This window comes from Rhodococcus sp. 15-649-2-2, from assembly GCF_002258645.1.
Lineage (GTDB): Bacteria > Actinomycetota > Actinomycetes > Mycobacteriales > Mycobacteriaceae > Rhodococcoides.
Genome location: NZ_NPFM01000031.1, coordinates 644,786 through 662,760 on the forward strand (window position 1 = coordinate 644,786; position 17,975 = coordinate 662,760).

The following is a 17,975-nucleotide window of genomic DNA, read 5'->3' on the forward strand; positions in this document are numbered from 1 at the left end:
CCGAGCCGACGCGACCGGATACGGAGCCGAACGGCTCCGCATCTGTTCTAGTCGCGCGGCTTTTCACGGAGTTCGTACGCCTCGATGACATCGCCCACCTTGATGTCGGAGTACGTCACCGTCAAACCACACTCGTATCCCTCACGGACCTCCGTCGCGTCGTCCTTCTCGCGGCGGAGCGAGGAGATCGTGACGGTTTCCGCAACAACGGCACTGTCTCGGATGAGTCGTGCCTTCGCGTTGCGACGGATCGTACCGGAGGTGACGAGGCAACCGGCGATGTTTCCGACCTTGGAGGAACGGAACAGCGCGCGGATCTCGGCCTGCCCGAGGGCAACCTCCTCGTACACCGGCTTGAGCATGCCCTTGAGGGCCTTCTCGATCTCGTCGATCGCCTGGTAAATCACCGAGTAGTACCGGATGTCGACGCCTTCGCGGTTGGCCAGCTCGGTGGCTTTGCCCTCCGCTCGAACGTTGAAGCCGATGATGATCGCGTTGGATGCCGACGCCAGGTTGACGTTGGTCTCCGTGACGCCACCTACACCGCGGTCGATGACCCGCAGTTCGACCTCGTCGTCGATCTGGATCCCGAGCAGCGCCTCTTCGAGAGCCTCGACGGTTCCCGAGTTGTCACCCTTGAGGATCAAGTTGAGCTGCGAAGTCTCCTTCAGAGCTGCATCGAGATCGTCGAGGCTGATGCGCTTACGGCTCTTGGCTGCGAGCGCGTTCCGCTTGCGTGCATTCCGACGATCGGCGATCTGACGGGCGATCCGGTCCTCGTCGACGACCAGAAGGTTGTCACCTGCACCGGGCACCGACGTGAAGCCGATGACCTGAACGGGCCGGGACGGCAACGCCTCGGTGACGTCCTCGCCGTGCTCGTCGACCATTCGGCGGACGCGTCCGTACGCGTCACCGGCAACGATCGAGTCACCGACACGCAGCGTTCCGCGGGCGATGAGCACGGTCGCGACCGGCCCACGACCACGGTCGAGGTGGGCCTCGATGGCAACACCCTGAGCGTCCATGTCCGGGTTGGCGCGCAGATCGAGCGACGCGTCGGCCGTCAGCAGCACCGCTTCGAGAAGGGCATCGATGTTGGTGCCCTGCTTGGCGGAGATGTCGACGAACATGGTCTCGCCGCCGTATTCCTCGGCGACCAGACCGTATTCGGTCAGCTGCTGCCGGATCTTGTCCGGGTTCGCGCCTTCCTTGTCGATCTTGTTGACCGCAACCACGATCGGCACATCGGCCGCCTGGGCGTGGTTGATGGCTTCCACCGTCTGCGGCATGACGCCGTCGTCGGCTGCAACCACCAGGATCGCGAGGTCGGTGGCCTTGGCACCACGGGCACGCATGGCCGTGAAGGCCTCGTGACCGGGGGTGTCGATGAACGTCACGAGACGTTCGTTGCCCTCGAGCTCGGTCAACACCTGGTAGGCACCGATGTGCTGCGTGATGCCGCCTGCTTCGCCTTCGCGCACCGTGGTGTTACGAATCGAGTCCAGCAGTCGAGTCTTGCCGTGGTCGACGTGGCCCATGACGGTGACCACCGGGGGACGCTGTTCGAGATCGTCCTCGCCGCCGGCGTCCTCGCCGTAGGTGAGGTCGAACGAGTCGAGCAGTTCACGATCTTCGTCCTCGGGGCTGACGACCTGAACGACGTAGTTCATCTCGCCGCCGAGCAGCTCCAGCGTCTCGTCGTTGACCGACTGCGTCGCAGTGACCATCTCGCCGAGGTTGAACAGGGCCTGCACCAGTGCGGCCGGGTTCGCGTCGATCTTGTCCGCGAAGTCCGACAGCGAAGCGCCGCGGGCGAGACGAATGGTCTCGCCGTTGCCGCGGGGCAGCCTGACGCCGCCGACTGCGGGAGCCTGCATGCTCTCGTACTCGGCGCGTTTCGCCCGCTTCGACTTACGGCCACGACGAACTGCTCCGCCGGGACGACCGAAGGCGCCTGCTGCTGCGCCGCGCTGACCGGGACGGCCACCGCCGCCGGGACGGCCACGGAAGCCGCCTGCGGGAGCGCCGCCTGCGGGGGCACCACCGGGAGCACCCGGAGCGCCACCGCCGCGGTAGCCACCGCCGCCGCCGCCACCCGGACGTCCGCCCGGTGCGCCACCGGGGCGACCGGGGCGTCCTGCTGCGGGTCCCGGACGAGCCGAACGGGTCGGCATCGCACCCGGATTGGGGCGAGGAGGCATCGAGCCCGGGCTCGGACGAGGTCCGGCCTGGCCCGGAGCGGGACGAGGCCCACCCTGACCGGGAGCCGGACGGCTGCCGGCCGACGGTGTGGCGGGACGAGGCCCACCCTGTCCGGGAGCGGGACGTCCGCCGCCGGGACGCGGGGCTCCGGGAGCCGGCCGAGGAGCAGGTCGTTCCACGGGGGCCGAGGAGTAGGGGTTGTTGCCGACACGCGGAGCCTTGGGGCCTGGCTTGGGGCCGGGACCTGCGGGCTTGGGTGCTGCCGGGGCCTGGGTTGCGTCGGCGGTGTCGGCCGACGCGGCCGGAGCCTGCTCGACCGGAGCAGCGGGCTGCGCGGCGGGCGCGGCCGGTGCCGGAGCAGCGGGTGCAGCCGGAGCTGCTTCGACGGGTGCCTGTGCTACCGGAGCTGCGGGTGCTTCCGGCTCTGCCTGGCGGGGTGCAGGCTTGGGGCCCGGACGGGGTCCACCCGGCTTCGCTGCGCCCTGCTTCGCGGTGCTGCTGGCGGCGCGATCGGCCGCTGCGCGACCGTTGGGTGCTGCTGCGGCGGGTGCCGACGCGTCCGCGTTCTCGGACGGGAAGGACTCACGAAGTCGACGGGCCACCGGGGCCTCGACTGTGGATGATGCGGACTTGACGAACTCGCCCTGCTCTTTGAGCCGTGCGAGTAGTTCCTTACTGGTGACACCGAGTTCTTTTGCCAACTCGTGCACGCGGGCCTTGCCTGCCACTGCTCTCCTCACTGAGAGGCCGAGCGAGGCTTGGTGCCCGCACGACCTCGGGTTATCTCCGATGGACGTTCATCGTTGGTGCTTCACGGTGTGCTCATCAGTGCTGTTGCCTGTTCTTGTCGACGGGTGTTGCTCTTGTCGTATCCTCGGCCGGTAGTGGGCCGTGCTCTTCGAGCACGGCTGTCACTGCGGACGATTCCACATTTCCCGATATCCGAAACGCACGACCGAAAACTCGGCGTCGCTCCGCATTGTGCAGGCATTCTCGGCTGTAGTGCAACCACGCACCACGGCCGGACATCGAATGCCGGATGTCGGGGACGAGAGCGAATTCGTGCGAACCAGCTTCTCGAACCACGATCCTCAACAGATCGGCGGCCGGAACTCGCTCCCTGCACCCGACGCATGTACGAATCGGCCGGGCTTTCACAACCGGATACTCGCGTTCATGCTTCTGGGAAGAGACTTCGTTACCGAACCATCGACCACTCTACCGCTGTATTGCCTCGAACTCCGCATTCCGGCCCTATGCGCTGGTCGTCTCGGGTGCCGCCGCATCGCTGCGGATATCGATACGCCAACCGGTCAGTCGAGCAGCCAGTCGAGCGTTCTGTCCTTCCTTGCCGATCGCAAGAGAGAGCTGGTACTCCGGAACCACCACACGAGCCGCGCGAGCAGCAGCATCCACGACCGTCACAGAGACAACCTTGGACGGTGAGAGCGCATTCCCGACGAACGTGGCCGGGTCCTCGTCGAAATCGATGATGTCGATCTTCTCGCCCGCCAGTTCACTCATCACGTTCCGCACCCGCTGCCCCATCGGTCCGATACAGGCACCTTTGGCATTGAGGCCCGACACCGTGGAGGCGACAGCGATCTTCGACCGATGACCCGACTCGCGTGCGACCGCCACGATGTCCACGGAACCGTCGGCGATCTCGGGTACCTCGAGGGCGAACAATTTGCGCACCAGATTCGGATGGGTGCGTGAGAGTGTGATCTGCGGACCCCGGTTGCCCCGAGCGACTCCGACGACGTAGCACTTGATGCGTTCGCCGTGTTCGTACGTTTCACCGGGAACCTGCTCGGCGGGAGGCAGGAGTCCGTCGGCCCCGTTGGCGTCGCTGCCGATGCGCACGATGACGGTGCCCTTGGCGTTGGCGCGCGTGTCGCGCTGGATGACGCCGTTGACGATCTCACCCTCGTGAGTGGAGTACTCACCGAACGACCGCTCGTGCTCGGCGTCGCGCAGGCGCTGCAGAATGACCTGGCGCGCGGTGGTGGCTGCGATACGCCCGAAGCCCTCCGGGGTGTCGTCCCACTCGGAGATCACGTTGCCGTCGGCGTCGATTTCCTTGGCCATCACGCGAACGGATCCGGTCTTGCGATCGACATCGATCCACGCGTTGGACTGGTGCCCCTCGGTGTGCCGGTAGGCGGTCAACAACGCGGTCTGGATAGTCGAGATCACCATCTCGATCGGAATTCCCTTGTCCGCCTCGATCGCCCGCAGTGCGGCAATGTCGATATTCACTTGTTCGACCCTTCTTCCGGTGCTTCCACATCCACGATTTCGTCGGTGTTCGCAGGCGAGGGCCTGCTGCCGACCACGCCACCCGCCAAGTCCATCTCCTCGGCGGTGGGCCTTGAAAATTCCACCTGTACAACAGCTTTCACGACGTCTGTCAGAACTATCGACCGCGTGGACAGCACGCCCTTCTCCTTGGTCACCACGGTGACCGAATCTCCGTCGAGTAGACCGACCCGACCGTCCAGCTTGCTCTCGGCCAACTCGATGCGCACCTTGCGTCCGCGGGCCCGACGCCAATGCCGCGGCTCGGTCAGGGGCCGGTCGATTCCGGGAGTGGTGACTTCGAGCGTGTACGGCGCTTCACCGAAATCCGTCACCGCATCGAAGGCGTCGGAGATCTCTCGGCTCAGCTCAGGGAGCGCGTCCAGGTCGATGCCCTCTTCTCGATCGACCATGATGCGCACCGCGCTGTGCTTGCCTGCTGCGACGACGTTCACGTCTTCGAGGTCGTAGCCCCGTTCTCGAACGAGGTCGGCGAGTAGTTCGACAACCCTCCCCTTGGACGGAACAGGCATGTCGCGAACTCCTCGTGTGTAGTTGTGGGCGGTCCGACGAGCGGCAGCCGGACTGCGTTTGCCGAACCAACAGACTACCGCCCCGCAGACACTGCTCGTGACCACGCACGCCGTCACGACACGCGGGCATGGCACGTGCAGGCGCTGCGGTCTGGCACGATGTCGGGGTGCCCACGCCGATCGCCCCCTTTGCGCTCAGTCGCCGCGGGTTGTTCCGACTCGCCGGTGCCGCAGCCCTGTCTGCGGCCACCGTCTCCACCGTTGCGGCTTGCGCCCAGGACGAGATCTCCGGCCCCGCGCTCGATTCTCTGACCGCACAGCTGCGTGCTGCCCGTAGCGACGCAACGGATGCCACAGCGGCAGCGACCGCGATTCCCGACTACGCAGCTGCGCTCGGAGTCGTTGCGGCTCAGCGGACAGAGCACGCCGATGCGCTCGACACCGAGATCGCCCGCGCCACCGGTGCAACGACCGACACCTCCACGTCAGCCAGCACGACCACCGTCGCTCCCCCGGCTCCGCCACCGGACATCGCGGCGGTGCGGGAGATGTTGACCACGTCCGCTCGCAATGCAGCGGACGCGGCTCGAAACGAAAGCGGTTATCGGGCCGGTCTTCTCGGTTCGATCAGTGCGTCGTGCACAGTGTCGGCTCTGGTGGTGCTGGCATGAGCGATCTAGGTCCGGAACAGCAAGGTCTGGTCGACGCCCTCGAAGCCGAGTACGCGGCGGTATTCGCCTACGGCGTCGTCGCGGCGTTCTCCAACCCCACGCGCGCCGACCTGGTCGCAACGAACACTGCTGCCCATCGTGCACGCAGAGACGCAACCATCGACGCGCTCCAGGCAGCCAGTGTCGCCGTCCCCCTCCCCGATCCTGCATACGCATCACCGTTTCCGGTAACCGACGCGATCTCGGCCACTCGGTTGGCTGCCCAGGCCGAGATCGACACGTGTGTGGCGTGGCGTTCGCTGATCGAACGCAGCCAGTCCGGCGGTACGCGCGAGATGGGAGTCCAGGCGTTGACCGACGCCGCGGTTCGGCTCGCGACGTGGCAACAGATCCTGGGAGTCACACCGTCGTCGACGGCATTTCCCGGTCGACCGTGACGGCCTCCGCCCCAGCGGCGGAACGACCCGGCATGAACAGTGCCGCGACCAGTCCGATCCCGACTGCTCCTGCCCCGACGAGTAGGGCCGGTGCCAGAGCGTCGGTGTAGCCGGTGGGCGTCAACGATCCGCCGTTACCGATGAACACGGCGGTCAGCACCGCGATCCCCAGCGCGATACCCACTTCGCGCATCGTGGAGTTCGCGCTGCTCGCCGTGGCGTGATCGTCGACCTTCATGTCTCGCAACACTGCCGTCGCGGACGGCGCGAACGTCAGGCCCATGCCCACGCCGGCCATGAGCAGCGCCGGGACCATGGACAGGTACTCGGTGTCGGGCCCGAGGATCAGAGCCATCCACACCAGCGACACCGACTGCAGCGCCAAGCCGCTGACCAGCAATCCACGGAGCCCGACGCGCTCCGCCAACAGGCCCGCAATCGGCGCGACCACCATCGGCGCTGCGGTCCAGGGCAGCGTACGCAGGCCTGCCTGGAACGGTGTGTAGTGCATGACTATCTGCAGGTACTGCGCAAGAAGGAACACAGCTCCGAACATGCCGAGCGAGAACGTGATTCCGATGACGTTGGCGAGGGTGAAACTGCGTGATCGGAACAGCGCCAACGGCAGTACGGAATACCGGGTGCGAGACGCTCGCGCGACGAACGCGACGAGCAACACCGCAGACCCGATGGCACTGCTGAGCACTGTGGTCGACGCCCATCCGTCGTCGTTGCCGTGAACCACCGCCCACACCAACAGGAAGACGCCACCGCCGGCAAGCAGCACACCGAGCAGATCGAGCGGCTGGGTCCGTCCCGTCGATTCTTTCAGCGCTGTGTAGGCGAGCGGTACTGCAACCAGTGCCACTGGAACGTTGATCCAGAAGATCGCCTGCCAGGAGATGCCGTCGACGACGGCTCCACCGACGACCGGCCCCAGGGCCACACCGAGGCCGGAGACTCCGCCCCAGATCCCGATTGCCATGGCGCGCTTGCCCATCGGTACCACCGCGGCCAGCAGGGTCAACGACAACGGCATGATCGCGGCAGCACCTACGCCCTGCACAGCCCGCGCCGCGATGAGCATGGCCGGGCTCGTGGCGAGTGCACTGGCCACCGAGGCGACGGTGAAGATCGCGATGCCACCGAGGAACACCGCCCGTCTGCCCCACCTGTCACCGAGCGTCGCCGCGGTGAGCATGAACGTGGCGAAGCTCAGGGTGTAGGCGTTGAGGAACCACTGCAGCTGGCCGACCGACGCGTTCAGATCCTGCTGAATGACCGGCAGCGCGCTGGTCATCACCAGATTGTCGAGTGTTGCCATGAACATCGGTAGGGAAGCCGCGAGGATTCCGAGCCACACCGGAATCGACCGAGCGACAGGATGATGTGCAGGCGGAGAGGCTGTAGCGGTCACGGCGAACGTCCCGTCTCGAGTTTGTAAGCATCGAATGATTACTTACGAACGACCGTAAGTTATCGACTGATAACCTGTCAACATGTCCGACACTCCCACGCCCAAGCCCAGAGCAACCCGGATGGACGCGGCCGACCGTCGAGAACTCGTCCTCGACGCCGCAACACGTGCGTTCGCACGCGGGGGCTTTGCCGGAACGAGTACCGATGCAGTGGCGAAGGAAGCGGGCGTGTCGCAGCCGTACGTGGTCCGGATGTTCGGAACCAAAGTCGAATTGTTTCGGCTGGTCTTCCAACGCTCCATCGACGGCATCATGACGGCATTCGACGCGGTGCTGGCCTCGGGGCCCCTGGACCCAGCAGACGACGAGACCTGGGCCGACCTCGGCGGTGCCTACGCCGATCTGGTGGAAGATCGCGACCTGCTGATGGTCATGATGCACGGGTTCGGCGCAGGGTCGGTACCCGAGATCGGCCGTCAGGCACGAGAAGGAATGGGCGCGATCTACAGCCAGATCCGCAACGGGACCGGGTGTTCGGAAGATCAGGCTCGGCAATTCGTCGCGCACGGAATGCTGCTCAATGTCTTGATATCGATGCAGGCACCGGAGCATCCGGAGGACAGCGCTGGACTGCACGAGATGACGATGTGCGCGTTCGGAACCAAGCTCGTTCCAGCCGATCCCGGACTGCGCTGAAGGCTAGGGACGCATCTCGTACCGACCGTCGTACGAGACGACCTCGTTCCACACCGTCTCGAAACGGTGGCCGTCGACCACCGGTTTACGAATCGAATCCAGAGCCCACTGTTGTTGCGCAGCGGTCGACGACGGCTTCCCGTACAGCGCGACGGCATAGCCGGAGAAGTCCCTGATCTGGAAATCGAAGATCTGGTCCATCATCTCGTTCGAGATCTCGTCGGCCTGCTCGAGCAGGAGGTGGCCGTAGACGACGAGCGAGAACAGGTGGCCCACCACGAGTAGAAAATCGAGGTCCTTCTGCTGCGCTTCGTCGGGCGCGCACTCGGCGAGAAACGACCTGAACGCCTGCGCCTGCTCGTAGAACCGTCCGACATTGGGGATACCGGAGTGCTTCTGGTACACCGGATTCCAGTCGTGGAACCGCACCGAGCTCGCGCCTCTGGCCGGGCCTTGAGCGAAGAAGAAACTGTCGTCGACCGGCTCGGTTCGGGTGCCGACGTCGGGGTAGTCGGTGGGCGAGAACATGTACGCCGGCATGAACTTGAGCATCAGCGCAACGTTGACGTGCACGGTGCCCTCGAGCTTGGGAAGCGTTCCGATCAGCTGGGCGGCCTCACGGAAGTAGGTGTTCTTCTCGTACCCCTTGGCTGCGATGACGTCGTGCAACAGCCGAACGACGGTTTCGCCCTCCGAGGTGACCTTTGCCTTCGTCATCGGATTGAACAGCAGGTAGCGCCGGTCCTCGGGTCCGGCAGCGCGGAAGTAGTCCACCGCGCGGGCGCTGAAGAGTTTCATCGCGATCAGGCGCGAGTAACCGTCGACGAATGCGCTGCGCACGTGCGGAAAATCGGTGACGCGATTTCCGTAGAGAATTCTGTTGTTCGCATGTGTGATCGCCTCGTAGAACGCATGCTCGCAGATGCCGACCGAACCGGTGCAGAGATTGAACTTGCCGACGTTCACCGTGTTGAGTGCCGCCGAGAAGGCATCGGCACCGGTATGCAGGATGTCCTGCCCACGGACGGGGTAGCTCTCCAGCGAGAACGTACTGACGTACATCTGGCCGTGCACGACACTCTCGCGCAACTGATACGCGGGATGCGCGCTGTCGGCTACGAAGAACACGTACGAATCCGGTCCCTCGATATCGGTGCGCCGACCGAACACCGACACCATCCCGGCCACGTTGCCGTTTCCGATGTAGTACTTCTCCCCCGACGCGGTGAACTCGAGGTCGGGGTCGTCGGCCGAGGGCGTCAACAGCATGTCGGTGGAATACACGTCGGCACCGTGTGCCCGCTCGGACAAGCCGAAGGCCATGACTCCGCCGCGGTCCAACTCGGCTGCGGCACGGCGCTTGGCGTCGTCGTTCGCACTCATCCAGATCGGCCCGAGCCCGAGGACGGTGACCTGCCAGGTGTACCAGTACGCAAGACCGTAGAACCCGAGAATCTCGCTGAGCGCAGCGTTGCGCGCGGCGTCCCATCGTGTGTTCGGCAATCCGTCGGCGTACGCGGCGGGTGTGGAGAACGTCGCGAACAACTTCTGCTCGGCGACGAATTCCAGAAAGTCTGCGGGCCAGACGCTGTCGAGATCGTCCGCCAGCAGCCTGCCTTTACCGCGGCTCTCGAACCACTCGATCAGTGCGCGCAGCTGTCGGCGAGAGTCTTCGTCGAGCTCGGCCGGGTCGAAAGTCGTCGGATCGAACAGCGCATACTGAGCCACGGTGTGACCTCTCCTAGTCGTTGCCCCGAAGCTACCAGCGGGGTAAACGACCGCGCAGAAAGATCGCGAGAGAAGTCCTACGGGGTGTGCCGCACGGCCTTCACGATCTCCTCGACCGCCGAATCGATGTCCAGTTCGCGACTCTCACCGGAGAAGCGGTCGCGGATCTCGACCTTGCCGTCGGCCCAGCCGCGGCCGAGAACGACCACGAGCGGAACGCCGATCAGTTCCGAGTCCTTGAACTTCACTCCCGGCGACGCCTTGCGATCGTCGAACAGTACCTCTATTCCCTGCGTATCCAGTTGCGTTGCAATGGATTCCGCACCGGCGCGCGCAGCGTCGTCCTTGTTCGCGATCACCAGATGAACATCGGCAGGCGCTACCTCCGACGGCCACCGCAGGCCCTTGTCGTCGTGCATCTGCTCGGCGATCACAGCGACCAGACGCGAGACACCGACGCCGTAGGAACCCTGCACCAGGCGGACGGGCTTACCGGCCTCGCCGAGGACATCGACCGAGAACGCGTCGGTGTACTTGTAGCCGAGCTGGAAGATGTGTCCGATCTCGATCCCGCGGGCACTGACGAGCGGACCACGACCGTCGGGAGATATGTCACCGTCGCGTACCTCGGCCGCTTCGATGGTGCCGTCGGGAACGAAGTCACGACCGGCCACGAGGTTCACCACATGCTTGCCCTTGACATCCGCGCCGGTGATCCACGACGTCCCGTCGACGACCCTCGGATCAACGAGATAGCGAACACCGTTGGCCTGCAACGCGCGCGGTCCGATGTACCCCTTGATCAGGAACGGATTGGCCGCGAAGTCCGCGTCGGTCAGCAAGGCGAACTCGGCGGGTTCGAGCGATGCTTCGAGCCGCTTCTCGTCCACCTCGCGGTCGCCGGGCAGCCCGACGGCGAGCAACTCCCACTCCCCCTCGGCATTACGAACCTTGAGCAGAATGTTCTTGAGAGTGTCGGCCCCGGTGACGGTACGGCCCAGATCGGCACCGTTGGCCCACTCGACCAGAGTCGCGATGGTCGGGGTATCGCCCGTTTCGTAGTCGACTGCAGCCGGCTGCCCCTCGATGGGGAGCGGCTCGGGTGCCGGTGTCGTGACGGCCTCGACGTTGGCCGCGTAACCCGACTCGATACACCGGACGTACGTGTCTTCGCCGATGTCGCTCTCGGCGAGGAATTCCTCGGATGCACTGCCGCCCATGGCACCGGAAGTCGCAGCGACGATGACGTAGGAGACGCCGAGCCTGGCGAAGATGCGCTGGTAGGCCTCACGGTGGGCGGCGTAGGACTTCTTCAGTCCGTCCTCGTCCATATCGAAGGAGTACGAGTCCTTCATGACGAATTCGCGTCCGCGCAGAATGCCTGCGCGGGGACGCTCCTCGTCGCGGTACTTGGTCTGGATCTGGTACAGCGTGACCGGAAGATCCTTGTAGGAGTTGTACTCGGCCTTCACTGTCAGCGCGAACAGCTCTTCGTGGGTGGGCCCCAGCAGCATGTCGTTGCCCTTGCGGTCCTGCAACCGGAACAGTGCGTCGCCGTACTCGGTCCACCGATTCGTGGTCTCGTAGGGCTCGCGCGGCAGCAGGGCGGGCAGCGAGATCTCCTGCGCACCGATGGCGTTCATCTCCTCGCGTACCACGCGCTCGACCTGGCGAAGGACCCGCAAACCGAGGGGAAGCCACGAGTAGACACCCGGCGCGATACGACGAACGTAGCCGGCGCGAACCAACAGCTTGTGGCTGTCGACCTCGGCGTCGGCCGGGTCGTCGCGAAGGGTACGGAGGAACAGCTGCGAAAGACGGGTGATCACGGGTTGTCAGACTAGTCGGTTGCGCAGCACCTGTGAGCAGGTGGCCGTGCAGTGAGTAGCCTTGACCACCGTGCTGATTCTCCTTCCTCCCTCCGAGACGAAGTCCGACGGCGGTTCCGGAGCACCCCTCGATCTGGACCGACTGGCGTTGCCGTCGTTGTTGCCCCTTCGCAGAAAGCTCGCCGATGCCTTGGTCGAGTTGTCCGGCGACGTCGATGCCTCCGTCACCGCACTCGGCCTCGGTCCTACCCAGGTCGACGAGATCGAACGCAACGCCCGATTGTGGACCTCCCCCACCACGCCCGCCCTGCAGCGGTACACCGGCGTGCTCTACGACGCCCTCGATGCGCCGTCGTTCACCAGGGCCGGTCGCGCCCGAGCACACGCGAGACTGTGGATCGGATCGGCACTGTTCGGGGCCGTCCGGGCGTCCGATCCGATTCCGTCGTACCGGCTCTCCGGCGGATCGACGATTCCCGACTTCGGCACACTGCGATCGCATTGGAAGCCGGAACTGTCCGACGCGATCCTCGCCGAGGACGAGGGCATCGTCGTCGACCTCCGCTCCGGCACCTATCAACAGCTCGGTCCCGTTCCCGGCGCGATCACCGCTACGGTGCTCACCGAGAAGCCCGACGGCAGCCGATCGGTGGTGAGCCACTTCAACAAGCATCACAAGGGACTGCTGGCACGTGCATTGACCCTGACCACCGCCGAACCGAAAGACGTGAAAGCCGTTGCGCGCGTGGCATCGAAAGCGGGTCTACGAGTCGAAGTGGCGTCGACCACCGAACTGATCGTGCTCACCGAATGAGCGATATCCCCGGTCTGCTCCGCCGCGGTGCCGACGCGTCCGTGGGCAAGACCAAGAGCCAACGCATCGCCGACGACGTCGCCGATCGGCTGGTGTCGATGGACGCGACCGCAGTCGGCTCTCTGGCACTGACGAACATGATCGAGACCCTGTACGAAAACGGTTGGCAGCCGTTGGATCTGGTGCACGTGGTGCGGCGTCAGCACACGATGGCCGTGACCACCCTCGCGGCGGCGGCACTACTCCATCAAGCCGATCTCACCGATGCGGATTCGCGGGCCCCGCAGGACTGGGTGGATCAGATGTCGTCCATCTGCGAGCAGTTCCCTAAAGTTGCGACGAGGGTCGAGTCCACCCCCGACTTCCTGACGGCATACCTCACCTCCTCCGGCAAGTCCGACTACATCGCCGCCAGTGATCAGTGGCTCGACGTGCTGACACTGCTCGGTCAATGGCAGACACTCCCCCGGTGGCCTCAGCTCGGCCCCAAGCCGTCCCAGTGGCCGCGCACTCGTCCCACGGTGTCGGGTGTCGCCGGCCCCGACTCACCGAACACCAAGATGCTGAGCAAGATTCGTGGCCTGTTGGCCAAAGCCGACGCCACGGACTTCGAGGAGGAAGCCGAGACGTTGACGGCCAAGGCGCAGGAGCTGATGACGCGCTACTCGATCGACACCATGCTGCTCTCCCAGGGACACATCGACATTCACGGCCGACGGGTACATGTCGACGGCCCCCATGCCCCAGCCAAGGCGCAACTGCTGCACGTCGTCGGAACTGCCAACCGCGTCAAGGCGATCTGGGACTCCGAGTTCGCCGTCGCAACCCTGGTGGGTGCCCCGGTGGACGTGGAGCAGACCGAATTGCTGTTCACCTCCCTGCTGGTCCAGGCAACCCGCGCCCTCGGTCATTCGCCGGAAGCGAAGAAGCGCAAGAAAGCCGGCTCGGCTGCCTTCGGTAAGGCCTTCCTGTACGCATATGCGATCCGCGTCGGAGATCGCTTGACCGACGCCGATGCGCACGCACTCGAGGAGGCGCGCCACGACTCCGGTGATCTACTACCGATACTGGCGGCGCAAACGGTCGCAGTGGAGGCCGAGTTCGATCGATTGTTCCCGACGGCGAAGCCGATGCGCGGTCCGCGTCTGGACGCGGAGGGCTGGGACTCGGGCCAGGCGGCTGCGGATCGGGCCGACCTCTCGCGCTGAGGTGTGATGTCACTGCCGGTCCGCAAGGCAAAATGATTCTGTGCCCGAGCCCCTCGACGACATCATGACAAGAACCTCGGAATTGCTCTCCGAGCGCAACATGGCCGCGCTGTCGACGTTGATGGCAGGCGTGTCGACGACCGACGCGGTGCGGATACTCGAGCGAGTCGACTCCGCTCGCCGCGCGGTGCTCTTTCGCCTACTGCCCAAGGACGAGGCGGTGTCGGTGTTCGAGCGGTTCGACGCCACGGTGCGCAGCGAGTTGTTCGAGAGCCTGCGTAGCGACGACGTCATCGCGCTGTTCGAGGACCTCGACCCGGACGACCGAGTCGAACTGCTCGACGAACTTCCGTCCAATGTCGCGCACCGGATGATGAGCGGACTGTCCGCCGCGGAGCGAGCGCTGACGGCACCCATGTTGGGCTACGACCGTGGATCGGTCGGTCGGCGGATGAGCCCCGAATACGTACGCGTGCACTCCGATACCACGGTGGTCGAGGCACTCGATGCCGTTCGTCGTACCGGCGCGGATGCCGAATCGGTCTACCTCCTACCGATCACCGACCAGCACCGCACGCTGGTCGGTGTGGTGACTCTTGCCGACCTGGCGACCGCGGCACCGACGACCCCGGTGGGCGATCTGTACTCGGATCACCCGGTGGTCAAGGCGGACTCGTCCGCCGAGATCGCGTCCCGGCTGTGCTTCGAGCACCGGAGTCCCGCGGTGGTGGTCGTCGATTCCGAGGAACGGCTGATCGGCATTCTCACTCTCGAGCAGTCCGCGCGCATCCTCGAGGAGGCAGAGGACGAGGATGCCGCCCGGGCAGGCGGCTCGGAGCCACTACGGCGTCCCTACCTGTCCACGCCGGTGCTCGCCATCGTTCGCTCCCGTGTGGTGTGGCTACTGGTCCTGGCATTGTCGGCAATTCTCACGGTGCAGGTACTCGAGATCTTCGAGCATGCTCTTGCCGCCGTGGTCACTCTCGCCCTGTTCATCCCTCTGTTGACCGGGACCGGAGGCAACACGGGCTCGCAGGCAGCGACCACTGTCACCCGAGCCCTCGCGTTGGGCGACGTCCGTCCGCGCGACATTGCCGCAGTGCTGTTTCGAGAGGTTCGGGTCGGCGCGACCATGGGTGCGATGCTCGGCACCCTCGGCTTCGCCATCACAGGACTCGTCTACGACTGGCACCTCGGGGTCGTCATCGGAACCACTCTGCTGTCGATCTGCACCATTGCGGCCACCGTCGGCGGTGCCATGCCGTTGGTTGCCAAGAAGATCGGCGTCGATCCGGCTGTGTTCTCGACGCCGTTCATCTCGACCTTCTGCGACGCAACGGGTCTGATCGTGTATTTCCTCATCGCCAAGGCTGTTCTCGGCGTGTGATCAGCCCTGCTCGTCAGCCTTTCTGGGCGTCTTCCTGAGCTGCCTGGGCCTGGGCGACCTGCTGCGGGGTGAATCGGATGAAGAGGGCCGCGAAGCCGGCTATCACGGCGCAGACGGCGCAGCAGAACAAAGCGAACATGTAGCCCGAGCTCAGTGCATCGAGTTGGCTCTCGTTCATCAGTGTCGCGGGCCCGGAGATTCCGCCCAGCGAGATGGTGCGCGAGGTGACCAGCGCTCCGATGACGGCCAGGGCCAACGGGCCACCGAGGGTTTGGGCAACCAGGGAAATCGCCGTCAACGGCCCGATCTCGGTGGGGCTCACCCCGGCGATAGCGCACAGCGGTAGCGGCACCACCGTCAGGCCGACACCGAAGCCGATGCCGATGACGGGAAAGAACAGTCCGGGGAAATACGACGAGTCCGCGTTCATCGTCGTGACCGACACCATGAGCCAGCCGACCATGATGACGGCACCGCTCAGAATCAACCAGCGGGGAGCGATTCGGGTCACCAGTTGCGAGGCCAGGAACGCCGCGGCACCGAGTCCGAAGGCGAACGGCACGAACGCCAGACCGGCATGAAGCGGGCTGTATCCCAGGATGTCCTGGACGAACAGGGCCACGTACGCGGCGAGGCAGAACATCACGCCGCCGGCGAAGAAGATGGCCACGAAGGTCGCGACCCGATCCCGGTTGCGGAACAGCGAAAACGGCAGCAGCGGATTGTCGGCACGACGTTCGACCAACAGGAACAGTCCGAGGAAGAGCAACCCCGCGATCAGCGAGACGATGACGATCGGGTTGGTCCAGCCCAGTTCGGTGCCCTCGCTCAAGGCCAGGACCACACCGGTGCAGCCCAGTGTGGCCAGAATCGCGCCGGGAACGTCGAGGGGCAATTTTGCGCCCACCGTCTCCTGCAGCGACACGACCGCAAGCACCACGATGACCACGCCGATCGGCACGTTGATCAGGAATATCCAACGCCAGGACACCTCGGTCAACGCGCCGCCGATGATGAGCCCGGCAATGGAGCCGACACCCGTCATGGCCGCGTAGATCGCAATGGCTTGATTGCGCACCGGGCCGGGCGCGAAGGTGGTTGCCACCAGCGCAAACGCCGTGGGCGACGCCACCGCGGCCCCGACCCCTTGCAGGGCCCTGGCAGCGACGAGCGTGGCTTCGTTGACCGCGAGACCGCACAACAGCGACGCGATCGTGAACAGCACGACGCCGGCCAGGAACATCTTCTTGCGACCGAATGCATCGCCGAGCCTGCCGCCGAGCAGCATCAGTCCGCCGAACGCCAGGGCGTACGACGTCAGCACCCAGTTGCGGCCGGCGTCGGACAGCCCGAGATCGGCCTGCAGGGGTGCCAGGGCCAGGTTGGCGACGGTGCCGTCGAGCACAACCATCAGCTGCAGGCCACTCAGGACGATGATCGCCATCCCGAACGCTCGGGTCGTCACCGGATATTTGATCTCGGTGGCGGAGGTCTGGGACATCGATGACTCAGGCACGAGCGTTCACGTTACCGGCGTTCACGGAGAAACCGGCAACGGTCCCGATAACGACGATGGCAGGAGGCCTGATCCCCGCTTCGCGAACGGCCTCGGCAACGGTGCTCAGGTCCGCCCGAACTTCACGCTGCGTACGCATGGTGCCCTCCTGCACAACGATGACCGGGGTGTCGGACGGCCGTCCACCGGCGACGAGCACCTCGGCGAACTTCCCGATCCGCTCGACGGCCATCAGCAGCACGATCGTGCCCTTGAGCTTGGCGAGCGCGTCCCAGTCGACCAGCGAATCGGGGTGATCGGGTGCAACATGGCCGCTGACGACCACGAACTCGTGGGTGACGGCGCGATGCGTCACCGGGATGCCTGCGGACGAGGGCACCGAGATGGCACTGGTGATGCCGGGTACCACGGTCACCGGGATTCCCTCGGCAGCCAGCGCTTCGAGCTCCTCGTATCCCCTACCGAACACATAGGGGTCGCCGCCCTTGAGCCGAACGACGAACTTGCCTGCTTTCGCACCGTCGATCAATGCCCGATTGATCGCTTCCTGCGCCATGGCACGGCCGTACGGAATCTTCGAGGCGTCGATGACCTCGACATGCGGACCCAGTTCGGCGAGCAGCTCGGGGGGAGCAAGGCGATCTGCAACCACGACGTCCGCGTAGGCAAGCAGTCTGCGGCCTCGGACAGTGATGAGATCCGGGTCGCCCGGTCCTCCACCGACCAGCGCGACGCCGGTCATCGGCGCGTGGGCCGAGTCGGCGACGACCCCGGACTGCAGGGCCTCGATCACCGCGTTGCGCACCGCCGCGGACCGCCGATGCTCACCGCCCGCGAGTACACCGAGGGTCAGGCCGTCCCACTCGGCCGAGGCCGGAGTGACCGCCGTTCCGTCCTTGGCGATGTCGGCTCGGACGCAGAAGATCTTGGACGCGGTGGCCTCGGCGACGATGGCGACATTGGTGTCGGCCTCGTCCGTGCAGGCGATGGCGTACCAGGCGTCGGCGAGGTCACCCTCGCGGTAGTCGCGCAACTCGAGCGTCACCTGGCCCGCGGTCGCCATGGCCTCGACAGCAGGCGTGGCCTCGCGAGTGATCACGTGCACCACGGCGCCGGAGGAGATGAGCAGCGGCAATCGGCGCTGCGCGACGGTGCCGCCTCCGACCACGACGACGCGTCGACCGTCCAGATTCAGGCCGACCAGATAGGGAGAGTCAGTCGCGTTCACGGGA

General features: G+C 65.4%; 15 protein-coding genes. 6 read left to right on the forward strand and 9 right to left on the reverse strand.

The genetic code is table 11. The features are described 5' to 3' along the window. Positions 1-47: 47 nt before the first annotated feature. The 4 genes from infB to rimP form a co-directional block, all read right to left on the reverse strand. Entirely contained in the window at positions 48-2,933 is a 2,886-nt protein-coding gene (infB, locus tag CH305_RS23775) for a translation initiation factor IF-2 (RefSeq protein ID WP_094705014.1), read from the reverse strand. Positions 2,934-3,030: 97 nt separating this feature from the next. Then, positions 3,031-3,363 carry a YlxR family protein gene (locus CH305_RS23780; protein WP_170944833.1) on the reverse strand — a complete coding sequence of 111 codons (333 nt, stop codon included), beginning with the start codon at positions 3,361-3,363 and terminating at the stop codon, positions 3,031-3,033. 96 nt (positions 3,364-3,459) lie between these two features. Further along, on the reverse strand, positions 3,460-4,467 hold the full coding sequence (nusA, locus tag CH305_RS23785; protein WP_032377079.1) for a transcription termination factor NusA: 1,008 nt from the start codon (positions 4,465-4,467) through the stop codon (positions 3,460-3,462). Next, positions 4,464-5,039: a ribosome maturation factor RimP gene (gene rimP, locus CH305_RS23790; protein ID WP_094705015.1), complete on the reverse strand. Its 576-nt coding sequence runs from the start codon at positions 5,037-5,039 to the stop codon at positions 4,464-4,466. The genes nusA and rimP overlap by 4 nt, the downstream gene beginning before the upstream one ends. A gap of 128 nt (positions 5,040-5,167) precedes the next feature. Between rimP and CH305_RS23795 the strand changes: the two genes are divergently transcribed. Further along, positions 5,168-5,710: a hypothetical protein gene (locus CH305_RS23795; RefSeq protein WP_249305469.1), complete on the forward strand. Its 543-nt coding sequence runs from the start codon at positions 5,168-5,170 to the stop codon at positions 5,708-5,710. Further along, positions 5,707-6,147, forward strand: a complete 441-nt coding sequence (locus CH305_RS23800) for a ferritin-like domain-containing protein (RefSeq protein WP_032403217.1) — start codon at positions 5,707-5,709, stop codon at positions 6,145-6,147. The genes CH305_RS23795 and CH305_RS23800 overlap by 4 nt, the downstream gene beginning before the upstream one ends. Here the strand turns inward: CH305_RS23800 and CH305_RS23805 are convergent. Next, positions 6,110-7,564 carry an MFS transporter gene (locus CH305_RS23805; protein WP_249305471.1) on the reverse strand — a complete coding sequence of 485 codons (1,455 nt, stop codon included), beginning with the start codon at positions 7,562-7,564 and terminating at the stop codon, positions 6,110-6,112. The genes CH305_RS23800 and CH305_RS23805 overlap by 38 nt on opposite strands. A gap of 82 nt (positions 7,565-7,646) precedes the next feature. Between CH305_RS23805 and CH305_RS23810 the strand changes: the two genes are divergently transcribed. Then, positions 7,647-8,261, forward strand: a complete 615-nt coding sequence (locus CH305_RS23810; protein WP_256983974.1) for a TetR/AcrR family transcriptional regulator — start codon at positions 7,647-7,649, stop codon at positions 8,259-8,261. 3 nt (positions 8,262-8,264) lie between these two features. Here CH305_RS23810 and CH305_RS23815 read toward each other — a convergent pair whose 3' ends face one another. Both CH305_RS23815 and CH305_RS23820 read right to left on the reverse strand, forming a co-directional pair. Next, complete coding sequence (locus tag CH305_RS23815; RefSeq protein WP_032403215.1) at positions 8,265-9,989, reverse strand: acyl-CoA dehydrogenase family protein; 1,725 nt, start codon at positions 9,987-9,989, stop codon at positions 8,265-8,267. A gap of 77 nt (positions 9,990-10,066) precedes the next feature. Further along, a complete protein-coding gene (locus tag CH305_RS23820; RefSeq protein ID WP_094705017.1) occupies positions 10,067-11,818 on the reverse strand; it encodes a proline--tRNA ligase in 1,752 nt (583 codons plus the stop codon). 70 nt (positions 11,819-11,888) lie between these two features. Here CH305_RS23820 and yaaA point away from each other — a divergent pair, with 70 nt between their 5' ends. The 3 genes from yaaA to mgtE are packed head-to-tail and all read left to right on the forward strand — an operon-like array spanning position 11,889 to position 15,227. Then, complete coding sequence (yaaA, locus tag CH305_RS23825; RefSeq protein ID WP_037151443.1) at positions 11,889-12,632, forward strand: peroxide stress protein YaaA; 744 nt, start codon at positions 11,889-11,891, stop codon at positions 12,630-12,632. Then, positions 12,629-13,840: a DUF2786 domain-containing protein gene (locus CH305_RS23830; RefSeq protein WP_094705018.1), complete on the forward strand. Its 1,212-nt coding sequence runs from the start codon at positions 12,629-12,631 to the stop codon at positions 13,838-13,840. Before yaaA ends, CH305_RS23830 begins: the two co-directional genes overlap by 4 nt. 40 nt (positions 13,841-13,880) lie before the next feature. Continuing rightward, on the forward strand, positions 13,881-15,227 hold the full coding sequence (gene mgtE, locus CH305_RS23835) for a magnesium transporter (protein WP_094705019.1): 1,347 nt from the start codon (positions 13,881-13,883) through the stop codon (positions 15,225-15,227). A 13-nt stretch (positions 15,228-15,240) separates the two neighbouring features. Here mgtE and CH305_RS23840 read toward each other — a convergent pair whose 3' ends face one another. Both CH305_RS23840 and cobA read right to left on the reverse strand, forming a co-directional pair. Then, the gene (locus tag CH305_RS23840) at positions 15,241-16,728 is read right to left on the reverse strand and encodes an MFS transporter (RefSeq protein ID WP_032403211.1); all 1,488 of its coding nucleotides are present in this window, start codon (positions 16,726-16,728) and stop codon (positions 15,241-15,243) included. A gap of 7 nt (positions 16,729-16,735) precedes the next feature. Further along, entirely contained in the window at positions 16,736-17,971 is a 1,236-nt protein-coding gene (gene cobA / locus CH305_RS23845; protein ID WP_032403606.1) for a uroporphyrinogen-III C-methyltransferase, read from the reverse strand. Positions 17,972-17,975 lie beyond the last annotated feature (4 nt).